Origin of the sequence: Pseudomonas sp. GD03842, from assembly GCF_029841165.1 — a bacterium.
Classification (GTDB): domain Bacteria; phylum Pseudomonadota; class Gammaproteobacteria; order Pseudomonadales; family Pseudomonadaceae; genus Aquipseudomonas.
Genome location: NZ_JAOCEA010000013.1, coordinates 97,739 through 119,991, shown reverse-complemented (window position 1 = coordinate 119,991; position 22,253 = coordinate 97,739). Strand labels below are relative to the sequence as shown.

At 61.8% G+C, this 22,253-nt stretch carries 20 protein-coding genes; 5 read left to right on the top strand and 15 right to left on the bottom strand.

What is annotated here, in order from left to right; all coding sequences use genetic code 11:
* Positions 1-12 precede the first annotated feature (12 nt).
* Together N5D61_RS18900 and N5D61_RS18895 are read left to right on the top strand one after the other, a co-directional pair.
* Entirely contained in the window at positions 13-690 is a 678-nt protein-coding gene (locus N5D61_RS18900; protein WP_108235934.1) for a heavy metal response regulator transcription factor, read from the top strand.
* Positions 680-2,044, top strand: a complete 1,365-nt coding sequence (locus tag N5D61_RS18895) for a heavy metal sensor histidine kinase (protein ID WP_279893828.1) — start codon at positions 680-682, stop codon at positions 2,042-2,044. The genes N5D61_RS18900 and N5D61_RS18895 overlap by 11 nt, the downstream gene beginning before the upstream one ends.
* A gap of 75 nt (positions 2,045-2,119) precedes the next feature.
* Here N5D61_RS18895 and N5D61_RS18890 read toward each other — a convergent pair whose 3' ends face one another.
* From N5D61_RS18890 to pmbA, 7 genes are all read right to left on the bottom strand, one after another.
* The gene (locus tag N5D61_RS18890) at positions 2,120-2,458 is read right to left on the bottom strand and encodes a zinc ribbon domain-containing protein YjdM (protein WP_108235936.1); all 339 of its coding nucleotides are present in this window, start codon (positions 2,456-2,458) and stop codon (positions 2,120-2,122) included.
* A 172-nt stretch (positions 2,459-2,630) separates the two neighbouring features.
* On the bottom strand, positions 2,631-3,518 hold the full coding sequence (locus N5D61_RS18885; protein WP_279893827.1) for a ZIP family metal transporter: 888 nt from the start codon (positions 3,516-3,518) through the stop codon (positions 2,631-2,633).
* Between the two features lie 23 nt (positions 3,519-3,541).
* On the bottom strand, positions 3,542-4,153 hold the full coding sequence (locus tag N5D61_RS18880; RefSeq protein ID WP_279893826.1) for a superoxide dismutase: 612 nt from the start codon (positions 4,151-4,153) through the stop codon (positions 3,542-3,544).
* A 1-nt stretch (position 4,154) separates the two neighbouring features.
* Positions 4,155-4,616 carry a hypothetical protein gene (locus tag N5D61_RS18875; protein WP_279893825.1) on the bottom strand — a complete coding sequence of 154 codons (462 nt, stop codon included), beginning with the start codon at positions 4,614-4,616 and terminating at the stop codon, positions 4,155-4,157.
* A gap of 41 nt (positions 4,617-4,657) precedes the next feature.
* Positions 4,658-6,034, bottom strand: coding sequence for a class II fumarate hydratase (locus tag N5D61_RS18870; protein ID WP_279893824.1), 1,377 nt, complete (start codon positions 6,032-6,034; stop codon positions 4,658-4,660).
* Entirely contained in the window at positions 6,027-6,422 is a 396-nt protein-coding gene (locus tag N5D61_RS18865; RefSeq protein WP_279893823.1) for a FagA protein, read from the bottom strand. The genes N5D61_RS18870 and N5D61_RS18865 overlap by 8 nt, the downstream gene beginning before the upstream one ends.
* A gap of 215 nt (positions 6,423-6,637) precedes the next feature.
* Positions 6,638-7,984: a metalloprotease PmbA gene (pmbA, locus tag N5D61_RS18860; RefSeq protein WP_279893822.1), complete on the bottom strand. Its 1,347-nt coding sequence runs from the start codon at positions 7,982-7,984 to the stop codon at positions 6,638-6,640.
* A gap of 93 nt (positions 7,985-8,077) precedes the next feature.
* On the opposite strand from pmbA, the gene yjgA reads away from it, so the two are divergent.
* Positions 8,078-8,599, top strand: a complete 522-nt coding sequence (gene yjgA / locus N5D61_RS18855) for a ribosome biogenesis factor YjgA (protein ID WP_108235943.1) — start codon at positions 8,078-8,080, stop codon at positions 8,597-8,599.
* Positions 8,600-8,709: 110 nt separating this feature from the next.
* On the opposite strand, the gene tldD is transcribed toward yjgA, so the two are convergent.
* The 8 genes from tldD to mreB all read right to left on the bottom strand — a co-directional run bounded on the left by tldD (position 8,710) and on the right by mreB (position 20,268).
* Entirely contained in the window at positions 8,710-10,149 is a 1,440-nt protein-coding gene (gene tldD / locus N5D61_RS18850; RefSeq protein WP_108235944.1) for a metalloprotease TldD, read from the bottom strand.
* 2 nt (positions 10,150-10,151) lie between these two features.
* A complete protein-coding gene (locus tag N5D61_RS18845) occupies positions 10,152-11,003 on the bottom strand; it encodes a carbon-nitrogen hydrolase family protein (RefSeq protein ID WP_108235945.1) in 852 nt (283 codons plus the stop codon).
* Between the two features lie 162 nt (positions 11,004-11,165).
* The gene (locus N5D61_RS18840) at positions 11,166-14,981 is read right to left on the bottom strand and encodes a YhdP family protein (RefSeq protein ID WP_279893821.1); all 3,816 of its coding nucleotides are present in this window, start codon (positions 14,979-14,981) and stop codon (positions 11,166-11,168) included.
* Positions 14,982-15,164: 183 nt separating this feature from the next.
* Positions 15,165-16,622 carry a ribonuclease G gene (gene rng, locus N5D61_RS18835; RefSeq protein WP_108235947.1) on the bottom strand — a complete coding sequence of 486 codons (1,458 nt, stop codon included), beginning with the start codon at positions 16,620-16,622 and terminating at the stop codon, positions 15,165-15,167.
* Entirely contained in the window at positions 16,619-17,230 is a 612-nt protein-coding gene (locus N5D61_RS18830) for a nucleoside triphosphate pyrophosphatase (RefSeq protein ID WP_108235948.1), read from the bottom strand. Before N5D61_RS18830 ends, rng begins: the two co-directional genes overlap by 4 nt.
* Positions 17,231-17,371: 141 nt before the next feature.
* A complete protein-coding gene (gene mreD / locus N5D61_RS18825; protein ID WP_108235949.1) occupies positions 17,372-17,863 on the bottom strand; it encodes a rod shape-determining protein MreD in 492 nt (163 codons plus the stop codon).
* Positions 17,863-19,041: a rod shape-determining protein MreC gene (gene mreC, locus N5D61_RS18820; protein ID WP_108235950.1), complete on the bottom strand. Its 1,179-nt coding sequence runs from the start codon at positions 19,039-19,041 to the stop codon at positions 17,863-17,865. The genes mreD and mreC overlap by 1 nt, the downstream gene beginning before the upstream one ends.
* Positions 19,042-19,230: 189 nt before the next feature.
* A complete protein-coding gene (gene mreB, locus N5D61_RS18815) occupies positions 19,231-20,268 on the bottom strand; it encodes a rod shape-determining protein MreB (RefSeq protein WP_020292894.1) in 1,038 nt (345 codons plus the stop codon).
* Positions 20,269-20,489: 221 nt separating this feature from the next.
* On the opposite strand from mreB, the gene gatC reads away from it, so the two are divergent.
* Positions 20,490-20,777: an Asp-tRNA(Asn)/Glu-tRNA(Gln) amidotransferase subunit GatC gene (gene gatC, locus N5D61_RS18810; RefSeq protein WP_108235951.1), complete on the top strand. Its 288-nt coding sequence runs from the start codon at positions 20,490-20,492 to the stop codon at positions 20,775-20,777.
* Between the two features lie 15 nt (positions 20,778-20,792).
* The gene (gene gatA, locus N5D61_RS18805) at positions 20,793-22,244 is read left to right on the top strand and encodes an Asp-tRNA(Asn)/Glu-tRNA(Gln) amidotransferase subunit GatA (protein ID WP_108235952.1); all 1,452 of its coding nucleotides are present in this window, start codon (positions 20,793-20,795) and stop codon (positions 22,242-22,244) included.
* Positions 22,245-22,253 lie beyond the last annotated feature (9 nt).

The window sequence follows — 22,253 nt, the reverse complement described above, 5'->3', positions numbered from 1 at the left end:
GAGAATGCACCCATGCGTGTCCTGATTATCGAAGACGAAGAGAAAACCGCTGACTATCTGCACCGGGGCCTGACCGAGCAGGGCTACACCACGGACGTTGCCCGGGATGGCATCGAAGGCTTGCACATGTCGCTGGAGAGCGACTACGCGGTGGTCATTCTCGACGTCATGCTTCCGGGGCTGGACGGTTACGGCGTTCTACGGGCGCTGCGCGCGCGCAAACAGACGCCGGTGATCATGCTCACCGCCCGGGAAAACGTCGATGACCGTATTCGCGGTCTGCGCGAGGGCGCTGACGATTACCTCGGCAAGCCGTTCTCGTTTCTGGAATTGGTGGCTCGCCTGCAAGCGCTGACTCGCCGCAGCGGCGGCCATGAACCGGTGCAGATCAGCATCGCGGATTTGTGGATCGACCTGATCAGCCGCAAGGCTACCCGAGCCGGCAGCCGGCTGGACCTGACCGCCAAGGAATTCTCGCTGCTGAGCGTGCTGGCTCGCCGCCACGGGGAAATCCTCTCGAAAACCTCGATTGCCGAGATGGTCTGGGACATCAATTTCGACAGCGATGCGAATGTCGTCGAAGTGGCGATCAAACGGCTGCGGGCCAAACTCGATGGTCCGTTCGAACAGAAACTGCTGCACACCATCCGTGGCATGGGTTACGTCCTGGAGAGCCGTCGTGGCGAGTAACTCCATCGCCTGGCGCCTGAGCGGCATGTTCGCGCTGGTGGCCCTGCTGGTGTTCCTGTTGATCGGCTGGGCCTTGTACCTGCAAGTGGACAGAAGCCTTGGCCTGTTGCCGGAAGCGGAAGTCGATGCGCGTTACAGCGTACTGGAGTCGCAAGTGCAGCGGTACGGCACGCCTGAGCATTGGATCAAGCTCACCGCCAAGCTCCGCTTGCTCAGTGAAGAAGACAAACGCCTGCGGTTCTGGGTGGTCAGCGATGACCCGGGCTTCGAGTTCGGCCATCCTGACGCGCAGGTGCGTGCCTTCGCGCGCGGCCCGCTAGGCATGCGTGACCTGAACCTCACCGAACACGCCTACCCGTTCAAAGTGCTGGTCAGCGAATTTCCGGCCAAAGACCAACGCCCTCCCCTGCGCTTCCTCACCGCCATCGACACCGAGACCTTCTGGCAGACTCAGCATTCGCTGCTGGTTGCCCTGATCAGCCTCGCGGCGATCGGCATCGTGCTGGCCTCCGCACTGGGCTACTGGGTGGCACGCATCGGTCTGAAGCCTTTGCTGGACTTGTCCCTTGAAGCGCGCAAACTCACACCGCCTCGCCTGTCAGGGCGCCTGCAACTCTCCTCCTTGCCGCCTGAGCTGGACCAGTTCGTCACCTCATTCAACTCGACGCTGGAGCGCGTGGAGCAGGCTTACTCGCGGCTGGAGTCGTTCAACGCGGACGTCGCCCATGAGCTGCGCTCGCCATTGACCAACCTCATCGGGCAGACCCAGGTCGCATTGACACGCGGTCGATCCGCAGAACACTACTTCGAAGTGCTGCAATCGAACCTGGAGGAGCTTGAGCGGTTGCGTTCGATCATCAACGACATGCTGTTTCTCGCCAGCGCCGATCAGGGCAGCAAGGCCACCGAGCTCACTGAAGCGTCGCTGGCCGAAGAAGTGGCGACCACACTGGACTATCTGGATTTCATCTTGGAGGACGCCCAGGTGCACGTTCAGGTCAACGGTGATGCGCGGGCGCCCATCGAAAAAGCCCACCTGCGACGGGCCATGATCAATCTGCTGCACAACGCGGTGCAGCACACCTCGCCCGGGCAGGTCATCCAGGTGGACATTCAGGATACGGGCAATCACGTCAGCATCGGGGTGACCAACCCCGGCGCGCCCATCGCTGCCGAGCACCTGCCAAAACTGTTCGAACGTTTTTACCGGGTCGATGCGTCGCGCACCAACAGCGGCGGTAACCATGGGCTGGGGCTGGCGATTGTGAAGGCGATTGCGTTGATGCACGGCGGGACGGTGTTCGTCCGCAGCGAGGACGGCGAGAACACCTTCGGGATGAACTTGCCGTGTTGAATGGCCAGGCGGGGGGAAGACGACGCAGAGTCTGCTAGGCGGCATGCCCACGCAGAGCGCGGGCAATGATCGTGTTCAACCTTTCTTGACGAACTCGGACTTGAGCTTCATTGCGCCGATACCGTCGATCTTGCAGTCGATGTCGTGATCGCCATCCACCAAGCGGATGTTCTTGACCTTGGTCCCGACCTTGACCACCAGCGATGAACCTTTGACTTTGAGGTCCTTGATCACAGTGACGGTGTCGCCATCCTGCAGCGTATTGCCCACCGCATCCTTGATGATTTTCACGTCATCGTCCGCCTCTGTCGCGCCATCGGCGGACCACTCATGGGCGCATTCCGGGCATACGAGCTGAGTGCCGTCTTCGTAGGTGTATTCGGAATTGCATTGGGGGCACGGCGGTAAGCTCACGGCGGATCTCGCATCTGAGGGAAAATAGGCGCGCGATTATAAGGGTTTTTCCCGATCCAGACACACCCCTGTAGGAGCGCGCTTGCCCGCGATGAACAATACGCGCTGCGTCTGCAATACCGCGTTATCGTTCATCGCGGGCAAGCGCGCTCCTACAGAGGTTGTGGCGTGCCTACGCCAACGCCGTGTCCATCACCATCATCAGACAGAACCCGATCAACAACCCGAAGCTGGCGACCTTGTCGTGCCCGTTTCGGCGGGATTCGGGGATGATTTCGTGGGTGACCACCAACAGCATCGCACCGGCTGCCAATGCCAGGCCTGCGGGCAACAGCACCGCAGCGATTTCCACCAACCAGGCGCAGAGCACCGCGAACACCGGCTCGACCAACCCCGATGCCGCGCCGATGAGAAATGCACTCAGACGCGACATGCCCGCCGCCGCGAGCACGAGCGCAATGACCAGCCCTTCGGGTACATCCTGCAGCGCAATGCCCATCGCCAGACTGTCGGCATGAGCAAGGGCTCCCCCCGCAGACACGCCCACTGCCATGCCTTCGGGGATGTTGTGGGCGATGATCGCGATGACGAACAGCCAGATATTCGACGGGATGCTCGGTGTGGTAGCAGGCTCCGACAACTGCGGCCCGGATGACACGAGGGTGTCGACGACAAACAGTCCCACCGCCCCGACCAGAATCCCCGCACTGACCAACGCCCCCGCACCCCAGGCCGAGAACCCAAGGTCCCGCGCCGCGCCAAGGCCTGGCACGATCAGAGAAAAGGCGGTGGCGGCGAGCATGATTCCGGCGCCAAACCCCAGCAAAGCGTCGGACACCGCCACCGGCATGCCACGAATCACTAGCACCGGCACGGCCCCCAATGCAGTTCCCAGCGCGCACAGCGCGCCACCTTCCAACGCCCTCAGCAGTCGGGGCTCAAGGCTCAACCAGGTGAGCCCTTGATTGATCAGCAGCCCGATCCCCGCCAAGAGCAGGATCGAACCGACGGCCAGCCGGAGCAGGCGTGCGCTGCTTAGGGTGAGTAAATCGGAAGGCATAAGTCGTCTGTCTCGTCAGAACATCAGGAAATGGCAGCCGAGTAGCGCCGGGCCACTTCGTCCCAATTCACTACGTTGTAAAACGCCGCGATGTATTCAGGACGGCGGTTCTGATAGCGCAGGTAGTAGGCGTGCTCCCAGACGTCCAGACCGAGGATAGGCGTATGGCCATTCATCAGCGGGCTGTCCTGGTTGCCACTGCTTACGACCACCAGTGTTTTTTCAGGCGTGACACTCAACCAGGCCCAGCCACTGCCGAAGCGGGTCAGCGCCGCTTTGGTAAACGCCTCCTTGAACGCGTCGATGCCGCCCAAATCGCTCTCGATGGCCTTGGCCAGCGTGCCGTTTGGCAGGCCACCGCCGTTCGGGCTCATGACGTCCCAGAACAGCGAATGGTTCGCGTGACCACCGCCTTGATTGATCACCGCCGGACGCAGCTTTTCCGGCAGTTGGGCGACGCTGGCCACCAGCTTTTCGATCGGCCAGTTCGCGTACTCCGTTCCCTCGACCGCGGCGTTGAGGTTGTTGATGTAGGTCTGGTGATGTTTGGTGTAGTGGATTTCCATGGTCTGCGCATCGATGTGCGGTTCCAGGGCGTCGTAGGCGTAGGGCAAGGCAGGCAAGGTGTAGGGCATATCAGTGCACTCCAAATGACAGGGTTCCGGCGGCAGCGGCGTTGCGCTCGAGCACGGTGCGTGCGTGCTCGCCGCTGCTATTGAGCAGACGGCGGGTCCGTGGGTATTCACCGTGATCGGTGATGAAGGTCAGCAGTTCGCTGTAGGTTTTATGGCTGTGGCGAAAGGCCGCCTGACGCAGCCCCGGCGCAATGCGTGGGTCTTGAATCACTCGCAACAGCCGCTGATGCGCCGCGCACAGGTACTCGGCGCTTTCTTCCGGCTGTTTCAGGCTCAGGTGCAGGTCCGCCAGGTTGTGGTGGGAAATCACGAAGGCCGCCACTGCTTCATCCGGGTTTTTCCAGCGCTCCAGCAGCACCTGCGCCAAGGCGAGGGCTTGCAGATAGAGTTCGCGGGCGTCCACCAGATCGCCACGGTTGAAGCAGCTGTTGCCTTTGAGAATGGTGCTTTTCCAATGCTCCATGGCGCGTCTCCTGGACGAGCGACGTGATGACAGGCAGGCGATCAGATGCCGCCGGCCGTGAGTTTTTCCGGGTTCAACAGGGTCTCAAGCTGGGAGCGGTCCAGATCGGTGTGATCCAGCGCCACATCGATGATCGGGCGCCCTTCTTTGTAGGCGGTCTTGGCGATTTCGGCGGCCTTCAAATAGCCAATGATGGGGTTCAACGCGGTAACCAGGATCGGATTGCGTGATAAGGCCTCCTTGAGCCTGGCTTCGTTGACCGTGAACGTGGCGATGGCTTTGTCCGCCAGCAGACGACTGGAGCTGGCCAGCAACTCAATGCTTTCCAGCAAGTTGTGGGCAATGATCGGCAACATCACGTTCAGCTCGAAGTTACCGGACTGACCGGCGACGGTAATGGCCGCGTCGTTGCCGATGACTTGCGCTGCGACCATCGCGGTGGCCTCGGGAATCACCGGGTTGACCTTGCCCGGCATGATCGAAGAACCTGGCTGCAGGCCTTCCAGCTCGATCTCGCCCAGGCCCGCCAGGGGGCCTGAGTTCATCCAGCGCAGGTCGTTGGCGATTTTCATCAGTGATACGGCGGTGGCTTTCAATTGCCCGGAAACGGCGACTGCCGTGTCCTGCGAACCGATCAGCGCAAACAGGTCCTTGCCTGGCACGAAGCCGACCTGGCTCAACTGGCTCAGGCGGGCGGCGAAGCGCGATGCGAAGTGTGGGTGGGCATTGATGCCGGTGCCCACCGCCGTCCCACCCTGAGCCAGCGCCTGCAAGCTTGGGAGCAGGTTTTCGATGTGCTCGACATTGGCCTTGATCTGCTGCGCCCAGCCGTTGAGCACCTGGCTCAACCGCACCGGCATGGCATCCATGAGGTGCGTACGGCCAGTCTTCACGAAAGGATGAACCTGCTCGGCCTTCTTCTCGATGACCTGAATCAGATGCGCCAATGCAGGCAGCAGTTGCTCGTGAAGGGTCAACGCTGCGCTGACGTGGATGGTGGTCGGAATGATGTCGTTGCTGCTTTGACCGCAATTGACGTGGTCGTTGGCGTTCACCGTTTCGCCCAAGTGTCGCGTCGCGAGCGTGGCAATGACTTCGTTGGCGTTCATGTTGGTGCTGGTGCCGGACCCGGTCTGGAACACGTCCACGGGGAAGTGCGCCATGTAATCACCCGCCAGCAGCTCCTGGCAGGCGGTGACGATCGCCCTGCTCTGGCCTTCACTGAGCTGCTTCAGTTCGAGGTTGGCTTGCGCGGCGGCGGCCTTGGCCAGCAGCAAGGCGCGCACGAACTGGCGAGGCATGCGCAGTGAGCTGATCGGGAAGTTGTTGACCGCACGCTGGGTCTGGGCGCCGTACAGGGCCTCGGCAGGGACCTCCAACTGGCCCATGCTGTCGCGTTCGATACGGGTATTACTCATCGGAGGATCCTTGAATCAGTTCAGCGAAAGAAATCGAAGGCTGCAGCACACAGGTCGCCAACTGGCGGCCAAGCGCGTGGACGTGTTGGCGTTGTCTGTCTGAATGCGCAAGTGCCTGCAAATCACGGAGCGGGCGCCAGGTCTGATCCAGGCACAAACACCGCCAGTGCCAAGGCAACGCGGTATCACGCGCCGTGTCGATCAACAGGCTGAAGGTGCTTTGCGCAATCAGCATCGGCGGCGTGGCGGTGAAGCGCGCCAGATACCGGCCCTCCGCCAGATAGTGTTCGATGAGCCGGGGCTCGTCCGGGTCCAGCCCGCAGCGAATCCGCAGGCTTAACGCACGCCAGTTTTCAAGGTACGGCGACTCGTGCAGAACAGCGGTCATGGCGCACGCTCAATCAGCAAATGATTTTTATTATTAATTGAGTATTTATCTCATTACAAGATGTGATGAGATTTAATCTCGTTTGCAAGGACGCCTCGGTGCGATTGCAGAGGGCCCTCACTGCCGGGAAAGCACGCGCTTGCTGCGCACAAAACGAAAAAGGCCCGCACCGAAATCGGTGCGGGCCTTTTGAGGCAACGCCGCGGGACGCGCGATCAGCTCCCTGCGACGGTCATCCGTTCGATCAGCACCGAGCCGGTGCGGATGTTACTGCGCAGCTCAAGGTCGCTGCCGACGGCGACGATCTGCCTGAACATATCGCGCATGTTGCCTGCGATCGTCACCTCTTGGACCGGGAACTGAATCTCGCCGTTTTCGACCCAGAAACCCGCTGCGCCGCGTGAATAATCACCGGTGACCATGTTCAGGCCGCTGCCCATCAGTTCGGTGACCAACAAGCCTCGCCCCATGCGGCGAATCAACGCCGCCTGGTCTTCCGAGCCGTGGGACACGAACAGGTTGTGCACGCCACCTGCGTTGGCCGTGCTGGGCAGGCCGAGTTTGCGACCCGAGTAGGTACTCAATACATAGGACACAAGATCGCCATTCTCGACGAACGGCTTGGCGTAGGTCGCCAGGCCATCACCGTCGAACGCCGCACTGCCCATGGCTCGCAACAGATGCGGACGCTCGTCGATGGTCATCCACTCAGGGAACAGGCGCTGCCCGATGGCGCCTTCCAAGAAGGAGGATTTGCGGTACAGATTGCCACCGGAAATCGCCCCCAGGAAGCTGCCGAACAGCCCGCCTGCCAGTTCGGCGGAAAACAGCACGGGCACCTCACAGGTGGGCACCGGACGCGCGCCAAGACGGCTGGCGGCACGTTCCGCGGCTTTCTGGCCGATCAGACGCGCGTCCATGAGCAGCTCGCCCTGGCGGTTGACGTCATACCAGTAATCACGCTGCATCTGGCCGTCTTTCTCGGCGATCATCACGCAGCTGAGGCTGTGCCGCGTCGACGCATAGCCGCCTATGAAGCCATGACTGTTTCCGTACACACGGCAACCCTGATGCACGTTGAGCGTAGTGCCGTCGGCATTCTTGATCCGGCTGTCGGCATCGAAAGCGGCGGCCTCACACATCAAGGCGCGCTCGATGGCCTCTTCCGGCGTGATGTTCCAAGGATGGAACAGGTCGAAGTCAGGTTGATCCTTGGCCATCAACGCGGGATCGGCCAGGCCCGAGCTCTCGTCCTCCGAGGTGTGCTCGGCGATAGCCAGCGCTGCGGCGACCGTTTCCCGAATCGCGTCGGGGCCGCTGGCCGACGTGCTTGCCGAGCCCTTGCGCTGCCCCACGTACAGGGTGATGCCGAAGCCCTGGTCACGATTGAACTCAACCGTCTCGACCTCGCGCTGACGCACCGATGTGGACAGGCCCTGATCCACCGAGACAGCGACCTCACAAGCCGTCGCGCCCTGACGCCTGGCTTCAGCGACGATCTGCTCGACCTGCTGTTGCAGCGCTGGCAAGGCCTGTGGGCCGACGCTTTCTGATGCACTCATGACGTACTCCATCAAATTCCGATTTCGGCAGCCGGGCCGGACAAGCAGGCCCCGACTGGTTATCATGGCGGCGTTTATTTGCGGACGGCCCCCATGGTTGATTCTTACGACGACTCCTTCGACGGAGAAAAAAGCAAATCCCAGGTCAAGCGAGAGCTCCACGCGCTGGTCGAGCTGGGCGAACGCTTGACGACATTCAAACCCGATGTGCTGGCCAAGCTGCCGTTGACCGACGAATTGCGTCGAGCACTGGCCGATGCGCCGAAGCACACCGCGCATATCGCGCGCAAACGCCACATCTCGTTCATCGGCAGGCTGATGCGCGATCAGGACCTGGACGAAATCCTCGTGCTGCTGGATCAGCTCGACGCATCGACGCGCCAGTACAACGAACGCTTCCACAATCTGGAACGCTGGCGGGACCGTTTGATCGGTGGCACCGACGACGTTCTGGAACAGTTCGTCAACGAGTACCCGGATGCCGATCGCCAGCAACTGCGTTCACTGATCCGTCAGGCCCAGCATGAAGCCAGGCAGAACAAGACGCCCTCCGCGGCCCGTAAAATCTTCAAATACATCCGCGACCTGGATGAAACCAAGCGCGGCCTGCGTTAAGCCCTGCTGCGTCCCCTGTAGGAGCGCGCTTGCCCGCGATTGCAATCTGTCAGTGACAGATGTAGTGATTGACACACCGCAGTCGCGGGCAAGCGCGCGCCTACAGCGCGTTACCCGCCCGTACCACCGACGGTAATCGCATCGATCTTCAGCGTCGGCTGCCCCACACCAACAGGCACCGACTGCCCATCCTTGCCGCAGGTACCGACGCCGCTGTCCAGCGACAGATCGTTGCCGACCATCGAGACCCGGCTCATGCACTCAGGGCCGTTGCCAATCAATGTCGCGCCTTTGACCGGTGCGGTGATCTTGCCGTCTTCGATGAGGTAGGCCTCACTCGTGGAAAACACGAACTTTCCGCTGGTGATGTCCACCTGCCCGCCACCGAGGTTGGCGCAGTAGATGCCCTTCTTGACCGAGGCAATGATTTCCGCCGGGTCACTCTGGCCGCCCAGCATGTAGGTGTTCGTCATGCGCGGCATCGGCAGGTGGGCGTAGGATTCGCGACGACCGTTGCCGGTGCGCGCAACGCCCATCAAGCGCGCATTGAGCTTGTCCTGCATGTAGCCTTTCAGCACACCGTTCTCGATCAGGGTGGTGCATTCGGTCGGCGTGCCCTCGTCATCGACGCTCAACGAGCCACGACGGCCCGCCAGCGTGCCATCGTCGACAATGGTGCAGAGTGCCGATGCAACCCGTTCACCCATGCGACCGCTATAGGCAGAACTGCCCTTGCGGTTGAAATCGCCTTCCAGGCCATGACCCACGGCTTCGTGCAAGAGCACGCCGGACCAACCCGAGCCCAGCACCACTGGAAGCGTACCGGCAGGCGCGGGAACGGCCTCCAGATTGACCAGCGCCTGACGCAGCGCCTCACGGGCATAACCCATGGCACGATCTTCCTGGAGGAAGTAGCGATAATCGGTACGCCCGCCACCGCCATGACCGCCTCGCTCGCGACGGCCATTCTGCTCGACGATCACGCTGACATTGAAGCGCACTAGAGGCCGAGTGTCCGCCGCCAGGCCGCCGTCAGTCGACGCCACCAGAATACGCTCCCAGACCCCGGCCATGCTCACTGTGACCTGCTGAATACGCGGATCCAGGGCACGAGTGGCAGCGTCGACACGCTTGAGCAGCTCGACTTTCTCGGCACGGCTCATGACTTCCAGCGGGTTGTCCGGCGCGTACAGCTGGGTGACGTCTTGAGCGGTGAACGCCTGGACGCGACCGTTCTGGCCGGCGCGGGAGATCGAGCGGGCAGCGCGAGCCGCTTGGCTCAGCGCTTGCGGGGTGATGGCGTTGCTGTAGGCGAACCCGGTCTTCTCCCCGGACTGCGCACGCACGCCGACCCCTTGGTCGAGGTTGAAACTGCCTTCCTTGACGATACCGTCTTCCAGTGCCCAGGACTCGGAAATCTGGCCCTGGAAATACAGGTCAGCCGCGTCGATGCCGGGGCCGGCAAGCTCTCCGAGCACCGATTGCAGGCTGTCGATGCTCAGGCCGCCTGGCGCCAGAAGGTGTTCGCTGACAGAGGACAAGTCGCTCATATTCACTCCGGGGTGTTGGCAGGCCGCAAGGCGTCCTGCGAAAAAAATCGCCGGTGTCGAGATACCGGCATTCGCGCCCGTATGGACGCTTGCTCTTGACTGTCTCGCTCGGCCAGCAGCACGGCTTCACCCTGCGCCTGCTCAGCCAACACACGGCCCCATGGATCGATGATCGCCGCGTGCCCAAATGTGTCCCTCGGCCCCGGATGAGTCCCCCCTTGCGCCGCCGCCAGCACGTAACACTGGGTTTCGATGGCTCGCGCCCGCAACAGGACTTCCCAGTGCGCCGCGCCGGTCACTGCGGTGAAGGCGGACGGTGCGGTGATCACCTCAGCCCCGGCTTCGCGCAGGGCGGTATATAACTCGGGAAAACGCAGGTCATAACACACGGTCAGACCCAATTTCCCCACGGGTGTCTCAGCCACCACCACGTGATTGCCATGAGCATAGTCATCGGACTCGCGATAGCGCCCTCGCGCATCGGCCACGTCCACATCGAATAAATGCAGCTTGTCGTAACGCGCCACGGTGTTGCCCTGATCGTCGATCAACAACGAACACGCAGTGACCTTGCCGTCCGGTTGGCCGAGCGGCGGCAGTGGCACGGTACCCGCGACAATCCATAACTTGAGGTCGCGGGCCGCCTGTTTCAACCACGGCAGAATAGGTCCTTCGCCCATGGCCTCGGCTCGGCCGATGGCAGCGACGTCCCGACGCCCCATCGCGGTGAAATTCTCCGGAAGTACCGCGAGCTTCGCGCCCGACGCCGCAGCCTGCTCCAGCAGAGCACGGGCTCGGTCCAGATTGGCTTGGATGTCGCTCTGACTGACCATTTGAATCACAGCGAAGGACATGGAGGTTCCTCGGGTGGGTGAAGTTGCACTGTACTCCAACACATCGCGTCGCGCTGCGGGCCGACGGGGCGACAGGCCTGCGCATAGGGTTGAATGCGCCGCAACATCACATCGGATTGCAACACGACACAATCGCCCGTGCCTTCGACAGACAACCGACTGTCACTGCGGTTTCTCGAAAGGCTTATCGAAGGTGATCTTCGGTTCTTTCCAAGGGCCCTGGACCTTGTACTGCACACTGGCAAACCGCGACACGCGGTCCCCGAGCAACTTGTCCACAAGAAACAGCGCCCCGCCGATCGCAGGCGCGCCGACGATCAGCGCCGCGATGGGCAGGTTGTTGGTCACCGGCAGGGTCACCAGCAGCTTGGCATCCACGCGGTCCTGCACCATATCGAGCGTGCCATCGAGTTCCAGATTGCTTGATGGGCCAATCAGCGTAATCGGGTCGCGGGTCACGTAGACGCCTTCGCTGGCGACCAGCAATCCCTTGACCTTGTCATAGCTCAACCCCTTGCTCAGCAGGTCGGAGAAATCCAGTCGCAGCCGTCGGCCAATGGAGTTGAAGTTCAGCAAGCCGAAAACCCTCAATGCCTGGGCGCCGCCTTCCACTTCCACGAACTGGCCATTTTTCAAGGTCGCGTCCAGACTGCCGGAATAGCGCTTGAGGCCGACCCACGCGGGCGAGCCGGGCCAGCGGCCATCGACATTCATCTCGAATTCCTGACTGGTCACGGTGGGCGCAAACCCCCAGGCTTTCAGCACGTCCGCCAGATTCTTGCCCGCCACCTGGCCCTTGAACCAACTGCTGGTAGCGCCCGGCGTACCTTCCCAGCCTCCGCTGCCGACCAGGTCGATGCCCTTGAGGCCCAGGTTCATATCGTTCAACTGGAGGCCATTGGCGGTTGGACGGGCTTTGAGCGACCAGGCCCCGACCAGTTGGTCGCCCTGAAACAATTGGGTGATCTTGATGTTCATCGCTGGAATGTTGTGCGGATCGACGTCCGCCAGCGGGTCCGGCGCGTTCTCGACCGTGGCCACGTTCGGGTCCGGAGCAGGCAAGCGCACATACAGCAAGTTGATGTCCGCAGGGGTGGCCGTGTTGTCCGGCAGCGTTGCCGAGCCTTTGATTTTTTCGCTGTCCAGCGCCAGTACCCAACCTGCGTCGTTGCGGTTGAGCTGTACCCGAGCCTGATTCAGTGTCGTACCCATCGCGGTCAATTGACCGATCTGCAGGTCGACGCCATTGAGCAACTGCCGCGCGCTGCCTCCAGGATCGTTGCCGGTGTAGCGCTGGAGCATCGCTTGCCAAGGCGCAACGTCGAGTTCGGACAGCGAACCCCGTACGCGCAAGCCTTTGTCACTCGGTACGACCGCCCCACCCTCACCCAGGAACAATTCGCCACGCCCGTCAGCGAACTTGCCGGCAGGTGCGGCGAACGCCAGATTCGCGAGGTTGCCGTACCCGACGACGATACGACGTTCAGGCCCCTGCAGATTCATGCGCAGATCGGTCTCGCGAGCCTCATCGGCAGCTTTGCCGAACGGTGTCGGCAGATCGACCGTTACCCCTTTTAGGTTCGAATTGATCAGCAATTGGCTGTCATTGCTGTTGAGCGTCAGTTGCAGTTGATACGGCAGGTCCCCTGACACCGGCAGCGGCTGAGTGACGCCCAGCCAATCGGTCAGGCGCTTGGTGTTGATCTGGCTGTTCACGGCGATCCGGGTGGTGGGCGCGCCGGCTTTGCCCTCGGCGAAAATATCGGCAGTGAGCGGTTTGTCGAACGCCACGCCCTTGATGTTCTTGCCACTGAGACCTTTGTTGTAGTCGAAGCGGAAATTGCCCTTGAGCTGGGTCAGCTCGAGTACCGGGTCCGCCAGCCGAAGGCGAGCGGCGTCGGTGTTGAAGTCCACGACCACCTTGGGCTCCTGGCCCTTGACCAACGGAATGTCCAGGTTGAGGTGCCCCTGAAGCGGACCCTCGGCCTGCCAGCCAGCGAAAGTCTGCCCAGTGCCGATCGGGGCCTCCTGAAGGATCTTCATGCCGTCTTGCAGACTGCCCTTGAAATCGCCGTCAACCAAAAGATGACTGGGCTGGCCACTGGGCACATGGGGCACATCCACTGCGACATTGCTCACCTGCGTGCCCAGCAATTGACCTTTGGTGGCGCGGATACGCACCCCGCTGTTCTCCACGAACACATTGCCGTCTACCCCCGTCAATGGCGGCCAGCCCGGCTGGAATGCCAGATTGGCATTGCGGACTTTGAAGAACAGGCTGATGACCCGTGCCACGTCCGGCGCATCGTGATTGAGCGATCCCTGGTACTGGAAAAAACTCTGGTCGACATTGCCGCTGAGAATCGCAGTGCGCAGCCAGTTATCCAGCGCCGGGCTGAGCACGGCAGGCAAGTATTTGGAGGTGTATCGGCCATCCGCGTCCACCAGGCCGACCCGCAGGTCCATGTAGTCTTCCTGGCTGTGGTCGAAATGCAGACGGATCAGAAAATCACTGGCGATCTTGCCTTCATCGCCCACCACCTTGATGTAGGGCGCGACCAGCGTGAAGCCTTGGTCGTCCAGCGCCCAGGTCAGTCGGGCATCGGCGTGGCGATAGTGCCATTCATTCTTGAAAATCGGGTCAAGGTGCAGCATGAAATCATCGGTGTTCAAGCGCAGCTCGCCGCCCCCTAGATCCCCGCTGATCGCCCCACTGACGTTGCCCGCCGCTGGAGCGCCGTGATAAGCGTCGAAACCGACCTTGTCCAGGTTCGCGGCAAAACTCAGGCGCTTGGCGCCCTGCGCCTGTGGATGGTAATCCACCAGCACGTTGCGCAGACCGCCGGTGATATTCAAGTGATCGAGCACGACCTTCAGCTTATCCGGCAACGGCGCGAGCGAATCGAGCAGCGGAGTGACCGGGGTCAGATCCAGCCGGTCGGCCTGTATGTGCCAACGTTCTTCGCTGTCAGGCGTTGCGGCCATTTGCTGGAGCTGCAGGCGGCTTTCCCAGCGCTGGCTGGCAATGTCCATGGCCAGCGAATCGAGTGACAGGGTGAAGCCACCGTCGCCCCGCTGGAACCAGGCATTGAGCGCGACATTATCCAGTTTTGCCGCCTGTCGGTCGGCATACGCGCCCTTGAACTGCGGCGCATTGACCCGTGCGACCGCCGTTTGCAGCGCGCCCTTGCCCCAGGTCAGCCAGAATTCGCCTCCGGCCTTGAACTGACGGATGTTCCAGTCTCGGGTCAGGCTCTTGGGCAGCCACTTGGCCCAGTCGCTCTGAGGCAGACTGAGGTAGGCGTCGGCTTCCGCATCCCGCCAGGCCTCTGCGCGCATTTTGCTGCGCAGGTTCAAGGCCACTGGCTGGCCATCGGGAAGCGTCAGGCGCGCATCGAGGCGCTGGTGAAACCGCCCGGTCTTGAGCGTCAGGCTGACGTAGGTCAAGGTCAGCGGCGGTTGCTCGTAGGGCTGAAGGGTGATCTGGCTGTCGAACAACGACAACTGCGCGATCATCTGCATCTGGGTCAAGGTCTGCTCGGGATCGAACGGTTTGTCGTCCATCACCGGCAGCCCTTGTAGCGCCCAGTGGCCATCCTTGTCCTCTTTCAAGCCCAGTTGCAGGCCGTCGAGTTCAAGGCGCGCAATGCGGACCTGGCGTGCTTTCAGGCTCGCCCACAGATCCGGGACGGCGCGGACGTGATCGAGCCGCACAGTACCGGCACCCTGCCCGACCATGACGTCGCGGGCGGTGAAGATCGGCGCGAAGCCACTCCAGGTACCGTCCAGTTTGCCGATGCTCACCGGCATGCCCAGCGCCTGCTGTGCCTTGAGCTCAACGTCGGCGCGGTATTCGGCAACCGTCGGCACCAGTTCGCGGCCCAGACTGACGTACAGCGCCGTCAGCACCACAGCCAGCGCGCACAGGCTCAGGCCCCATCGGGTAAGGGTGGCGAGAAAACGCGTCAGACGCTCCATGTCGCTGCGCCTCCACATCCGGAGTCCGCGAGAGGCATCCGGGTCAAGCGGGTGGCCAACCGTTCAGGGAATTGCTCATTTGCCACACATCAATCTCTTTTAAAGGCATCCATGCCGTCAGTCTGCACAAATCCGGTCTACCGCCCGTGGCTGCGTTGCACGCCACGCGGCGCCTTGAGGCCATCAGAGCAGCACAACGTCGTATTGTTCCTGGGAGTACATGGTTTCCACCTGAAAGCGGATGGTCCGCCCGATGAACATTTCCAGTTCGGCGACATTACCGGACTCCTCATCCAGCAACCGGTCGACGACTTTCTGGTTGGCCAACACACGGTAGCCCAACGCTTGATAAGCGCGCGCCTCGCGCAGAATTTCCCGGAAAATCTCGTAACAGACCGTTTCCGGGGTTTTCAGCTTGCCACGCCCCTGACAACTGACGCACGGTTCGCAAAGCACTTGCTCCAGGCTCTCACGGGTGCGCTTGCGGGTCATCTGCACCAGGCCCAGCTCGGTGATCCCGATGATGTTGGTCTTGGCGTGGTCGCGCTCCAGTTGCTTCTCCAGCGTGCGCAGAACTTGGCGCTGATGCTCGCCGTCTTCCATGTCGATGAAATCGATGATGATGATGCCGCCGATGTTGCGCAGCCGCAGTTGACGCGCAATGGCAGTCGCCGCCTCCAGGTTGGTCTTGAAGATGGTCTCTTCGAGGTTGCGGTGGCCGACGAAGGCCCCCGTATTGACGTCGATGGTGGTCATCGCTTCCGCGGGGTCGATCACCAGATACCCCCCGGATTTGAGCGGCACCTTGCGTTCGAGGGCCTTCTGGATTTCATCCTCGACACCGTAGAGATCGAAGATCGGCCGCTCGCCGGGATAGTGCTCGAGCCGGTCGGCGATTTCCGGCATCAGCTCATCCACGAATTGAGTGGTCTTCTGGAAGGTTTCCCGCGAGTCGATGCGGATTTTCTCGATTCTCGGGCTGACCAGATCGCGCAACGTGCGCAGGGCCAGACCGAGGTCCTCGTAAATCACGCTGGCAGGGCTGATGGTCTTGATCTGCTCGCCGATCTGATCCCATAGGCGGCGCAGGTAACGAATGTCCATCATGATTTCGTCCGCCCCGGCCCCCTCGGCGGCCGTGCGCAGAATGAAACCGCCCTTCTCCTTGATCCCTTCCTTGGCCACGCAATCGCTCACCACCTGTTTGAGGCGTTCGCGTTCGGTTTCGTCTTCGATTTTCAGGGAAATGCCGACATGGGCCGTGCGCGGCATGTACACCAGATAGCGTGACGGAATGGACAGCTGGGTGGTCAGGCGCGCGCCCTTGCTGCCGATCGGGTCTTTGGTGACCTGCACCACCAGACTCTGGCCTTCATGAACCAGCGAACTGATGGTTTCGACGGCAGGGCCTTCGCGCATGGAGATTTCCGACGCGTGAATGAACGCGGCACGGTCCAGCCCGATGTCGATGAAGGCGGCCTGCATGCCGGGCAATACACGCACCACCTTGCCTTTGTAGATATTGCCGACGATCCCGCGACGCTGGGTCCGCTCGACATGAACTTCCTGCAACACGCCGTTTTCGACAACGGCCACGCGTGACTCCATTGGCGTGATATTGATCAGGATTTCTTCACTCATGGCTTGTCACCTTCCAGGCATTGCCAGCAGGGTATGCCAAAACGCTGGAGAATTTCTGCGGTTTCGCAAAGTGGCAACCCGACCACCGCGGAATAACTGCCGCTGAGGTGCTCCACGAAGACCGCGCCCAGCCCCTGAATGCCATAACTGCCTGCCTTGTCCTGGGGTTCGCCGCTGGCCCAGTAGGCTCGTGCCTCATCATCGGAAATCGCACGGAAGCGAACACGGCTGCTGATCACGCGGGTCTCGCAATGCTGCTCGTCGACCACGGCGATGGCTGTCAGTACTTCGTGTTCGCGGTTGGACAACGCGGCGAGCATCGCCAACGCATCAGCTTCATCCGAAGGTTTGCCGAGAATGCGACCATCGAGTACCACGGCGGTATCGGCCCCCAATACACACGCGGTGGGATAGGCCGGGTCATTGGCCAACTGCAACAGGCCAGCATCGGCCTTGCCGCGAGCCAGACGTTCCACGTAAGCAGCGGCGGATTCGTCCTTGAGCGGGGTCTCATCGATGTCTGCGCTCAGCGTGGTGAATGGCACACCGATCTGGGCCAACAATTCACGACGGCGGGGTGAGCCGGAGGCGAGCAGAAGTTGAGGCATGGGACGTCTCCGTGTCAGTGACCTTCAGCTTGGGCGTTGCGGAGGACGGATGATGGGTCATCGGCGCCCTCTACCTTCGTGCTTCCGACCGAGGCGCAGAGCGACTTTCCACTACCGCCCCGGCCGACAACGAAAGCCGTTTCAGTTGATCTTCAAACGCAACCGCAGTCCACGCAGCCCATAGCTGACCCACGGCCAGAGCAAGGCGCTGACCAGCGCGGGCAACACCAGTGCGAGTGTCGGCTGGCGGTTGCCTGTCAGTGCACTGAGCCACAACTGGACTAGCTGCGCCAGCCCGAAAATCACCAGGATCACCAAGCATTGCTGCCACATGGGGAACATGCGCAGCCGCTGCTGCAGCGACAGCACCAGGAAGGTGATCAGCGTCAGAATCAGAGCGTTCTGCCCCAGCAACGTTCCATACAGGACATCTTCGGCCAGGCCCAGTATCCACGCGGTCACCATGCCGATCTTGTGCGGCAGGGCCAGTGCCCAGAAGGCCAGCAACAGGGCCAGCCAGAGCGGACGAAAGATTTCCATGAACTGGGGCAGCGGCGACACGCTGAGCAACAGGCCGATGGCGAACGTCAGCCAGACGACCCAGCCGTTTCGTGGAGGTGCGTGACGGGCCATTATTCTTCCCTCTCATGCGTTGCGGCCGGTGCAGCGGCAGGAGTCGCCGGTTTTGGGGCCGAAGACCTGGCCGGCTGATGGGCAGGTGGTTTGCTCGCGGCCGGTTTGGCCGGCGTCGCCGCCGGGGCAGCGGTCGTGGAGCCTGCCACGGGGCTGGAAGGCGTGGCAGCCGGAGCGGCAGAGGAGCCATGGGAGGACGCGGCCGGCTTCGGCACGGTGGCCGGCACGGGCTTGCTGGATGGGGTGACAGGCGCTGTTGCCGGCGCCGTGGCTGACGGCACCGCAGACGGATCGGCCGCCTGGCGATCCAGCGATTCCTGCTGCTGCGCGGCGTCCGCTGCACGCTCTTCCGGCGAACGGCCATCGGAGAACACCAGCAACAGGTAGCGACTGCGGTTCAGCGCTGCGGTCGGCACGGCCCGCACGATGGCGAACGGCTGACCGGAATCATGAATCACTTCCTTGACCGTCGCCACGGGATAGCCCGCCGGGAAGCGCTGACCCAGGCCGGAACTGACCAGCAAATCGCCTTCCTTGATGTCAGCGGTGTCTGCGACGTGACGCAGTTCCAGGCGCTCCGGGTTGCCTGTGCCGCTGGCGATGGCACGCAGCCCGTTGCGGTTCACTTGCACCGGAATGCTGTGGGTGGAGTCGGTCAGCAGCAGCACGCGGGAGGTATAGGGCATCAACTCGACCACCTGCCCCATGAGGCCGCGGGCATCGAGAACGGGCTGGCCAAGCACCACGCCATCGCGCTCACCCTTATTGATGATGATGCGGTGGGTGAACGGATTGGGGTCCATGCCGATCAGTTCGGCAACTTCGACCTTTTCGTTGACCAACGCCGACGAATTCAGCAACTCGCGCAACCGGACGTTTTGCTCGGTCAACGCGGCCAGCTTTTGCAGGCGCCCCTGCAGCAGCAGGTTTTCGGTCTTCAGCTTTTCATTCTCGGCGGCCAGTTCCGTGCGACTGCCGAACTGGCTGGCAACGCCCTGATAGAGGCGCTCGGGCAGATCGGCGATCCAGTACGACTGCATCAGCACCAGGGACATCTGGCTGCGAACGGGCTTGAGCAGGGTAAAGCGCGCGTCCACAACCATGAAGGCCACGGACAGGACCACCAGCACCAACAGACGAACGCCCAGCGAGGGGCCCTTTGAGAAAAGCGGTTTAATAGGCCGCTCCTTCCAGGGATGCTTGAGTTTGACTGTACTTATTCATGGGACATGAAAGGCCTGGGGCGGATTGACGGAATCAGGTGTGCAAGCCTTGCAACATCGCGAGACGACGTCAACAGCTCAGACACGAACAGGCAGCACCGTCAGATGCCGCCCGTCTAGCTCAACAGGGTGCTTTCTCGCGAATCACTCGCTGGAAAGCAGGTCCATGGTGTGCTTGTCCATCATTTCCAGCGCACGGCCACCGCCGCGTGCCACACAGGTCAGCGGGTCTTCGGCGACGATCACCGGCAGGCCGGTTTCCTGGGCCAGCAATTTGTCCAGATCACGCAGCAGTGCGCCGCCGCCCGTCAACACCAGACCCCGCTCGGCGATGTCCGAGGCCAGCTCTGGAGGGGATTGTTCCAACGCGCTCTTGACCGCCTGGACGATCGTGGCCAGGGACTCCTGCAGGGCTTCCAGCACTTCGTTGGAATTCAAGGTGAAGGCACGTGGCACGCCCTCTGCCAGGTTGCGGCCGCGCACGTCGACTTCGCGCACTTCGCCGCCCGGGTAGGCTGTGCCGATTTCCTGCTTGATACGCTCAGCGGTGGACTCACCGATCAGGCTGCCGTAGTTGCGGCGAACGTAGGTGATGATCGCTTCGTCGAAACGGTCGCCGCCTACGCGGACGGACTCGGCGTAAACGACACCATTGAGCGAGATCAGGGCGATTTCAGTGGTGCCGCCGCCGATATCGACGACCATCGAACCACGGGCTTCTTCGACCGGGAGCCCGGCGCCGATGGCGGCGGCCATGGGTTCTTCGATCAGGAACACTTCGCGGGCGCCGGCACCCAGAGCGGATTCGCGAATCGCGCGACGCTCGACTTGGGTGGACTTGCATGGCACGCAGATCAACACACGCGGGCTGGGCTGCAGGAAGCTGTTTTCGTGCACTTTATTGATGAAATACTGGAGCATCTTTTCGCACACGCTGAAATCGGCGATGACGCCGTCCTTCATCGGGCGAATGGCCGCGATGTTGCCCGGGGTACGGCCCAGCATGCGCTTGGCTTCCATTCCGACAGCAACGACGCTCTTCTGATTTCCGTGGGTCCGGATGGCCACAACCGATGGCTCGTTCAGGACAATACCGCGCTCACGCACGTAAATAAGGGTGTTGGCAGTGCCCAGGTCAATGGAAAGATCGCTGGAAAACATGCCACGCAGTTTCTTGAACATGGGAAAAGGACCCTAGGGAACGCGTGGGTAAAAAAGTGCGGCAAACTCTAACAACGACAGGGATTTTGGGCAAGGAGCCAATATGTTAAATTGGCGGTTTTTCCGAGCACTACCCTCGCCGATCGCGGCCCTTCGACCGTTCGAATCGCGCGGTGTTCCGCAATTTGTGTTCCGCAATCTGACGTACGGTCCAATCCGTACGCCTTCCACTGGAGAACCCCATGGCGCTTGATCGCTCCGACGTGGAAAAAATCGCGCATCTGGCCCGCCTGGGCCTCAATGACGCCGATATCCCGCGTACCACCGAAGCACTGAACAGCATTCTCGGGCTGGTCGACCAGATGCAGGCCGTCGACACCACCGGTATCGAGCCGCTGGCGCATCCGCTCGAAGCCTCGCAACGCTTGCGCGACGACGTGGTCAGCGAAGTCAATCACCGCGATGACTATCAAGCCATCGCACCAGCGGTCGAAGACGGCCTTTATCTGGTTCCGAAAGTCATCGACTAAGGGAATGAGCCTGCAATGCATCATATGACTCTGGCAGAGATCGCTCGTGGTCTGGCCGACAAACAGTTTTCTTCCGAAGAGCTGACCCGCTCGCTGCTGGCACGCATCGCCCAAGTGGATCCTCAGCTCAACAGCTTCATTTCCGTCACCGAAGACCTGGCTATCACCCAGGCTCAGGCCGCCGACGCCCGCCGCGCGGCTGGCGAGACCGGTCCGCTGCTGGGCGCCCCGCTGGCGCACAAGGACCTGTTCTGCACCCGCGGGATCCGCACCAGCTGTGCCTCGAAGATGCTCGACAACTTCAAGGCCCCGTACGACGCCACCGTCGTGGCGAAGCTCGCCGCTGCGGGCACCGTGACGCTGGGCAAGACCAACATGGACGAATTCGCCATGGGCTCGGCCAACGAGTCCAGCCACTATGGCGCGGTGAAGAACCCGTGGAACCTCGAGCATGTGCCGGGCGGCTCGTCCGGCGGTTCTGCGGCAGCCGTAGCGGCCCGCCTGCTCCCGGCTGCCACGGGCACGGACACCGGCGGCTCGATCCGTCAGCCCGCGGCCCTGACCAACCTGACCGGCCTGAAACCGACCTACGGTCGCGTGTCGCGCTGGGGCATGATCGCCTATGCGTCGAGCCTGGATCAGGCTGGCCCGATGGCTCGCACCGCCGAAGACTGCGCCCTGTTGCTGCAAGGCATGGCCGGTTTCGACGTCAACGATTCCACCAGCATCGATGAACCGGTGCCCGACTACAGCGCCAGCCTGAATGGCTCGTTGCAAGGTCTGCGCATCGGGGTGCCGAAGGAATACTTCAGTGCCGGTCTGGACCCGCGCATCGCCGACCTGGTCATGGCCAGTGTCGAGGAATTGAAAAAGCTCGGCGCGGTGGTCAAGGACGTCAGCCTGCCAAACCTGCAACATGCGATCCCTGCTTATTATGTGATCGCTCCGGCCGAGGCGTCCTCGAACCTGTCACGGTTCGATGGCGTGCGTTTCGGCTACCGCTGCGAAGACCCGAAAGACCTCACCGACCTCTACAAACGCTCCCGAGGTGAAGGTTTCGGCCCGGAAGTCCAACGCCGGATCATGGTCGGGGCCTATGCCCTTTCCGCGGGGTACTACGACGCCTATTACCTACAGGCGCAGAAGATTCGCCGCCTGATCAAGAACGACTTCATGAACGCATTCCAGGATGTCGATGTGATTCTCGGTCCGACCACGCCGAACCCAGCCTGGAAGATCGGCGCCAAGAATGCCGATCCGATCGCCGAGTACCTGGAAGATTTCTACACCATCACTGCCAACCTCGCGGGGTTGCCAGGCCTGTCGATGCCCGCCGGTTTCGCCGATGGCCTGCCGGTCGGTGTGCAGCTGCTTGCCCCGTACTTCCAGGAGGGCCGTCTGCTGAACGTCGCTCATCAGTATCAGCAAGTCACTGACTGGCATTTGCGCGCACCTACAGGCTTCTAAGGAGAAGAC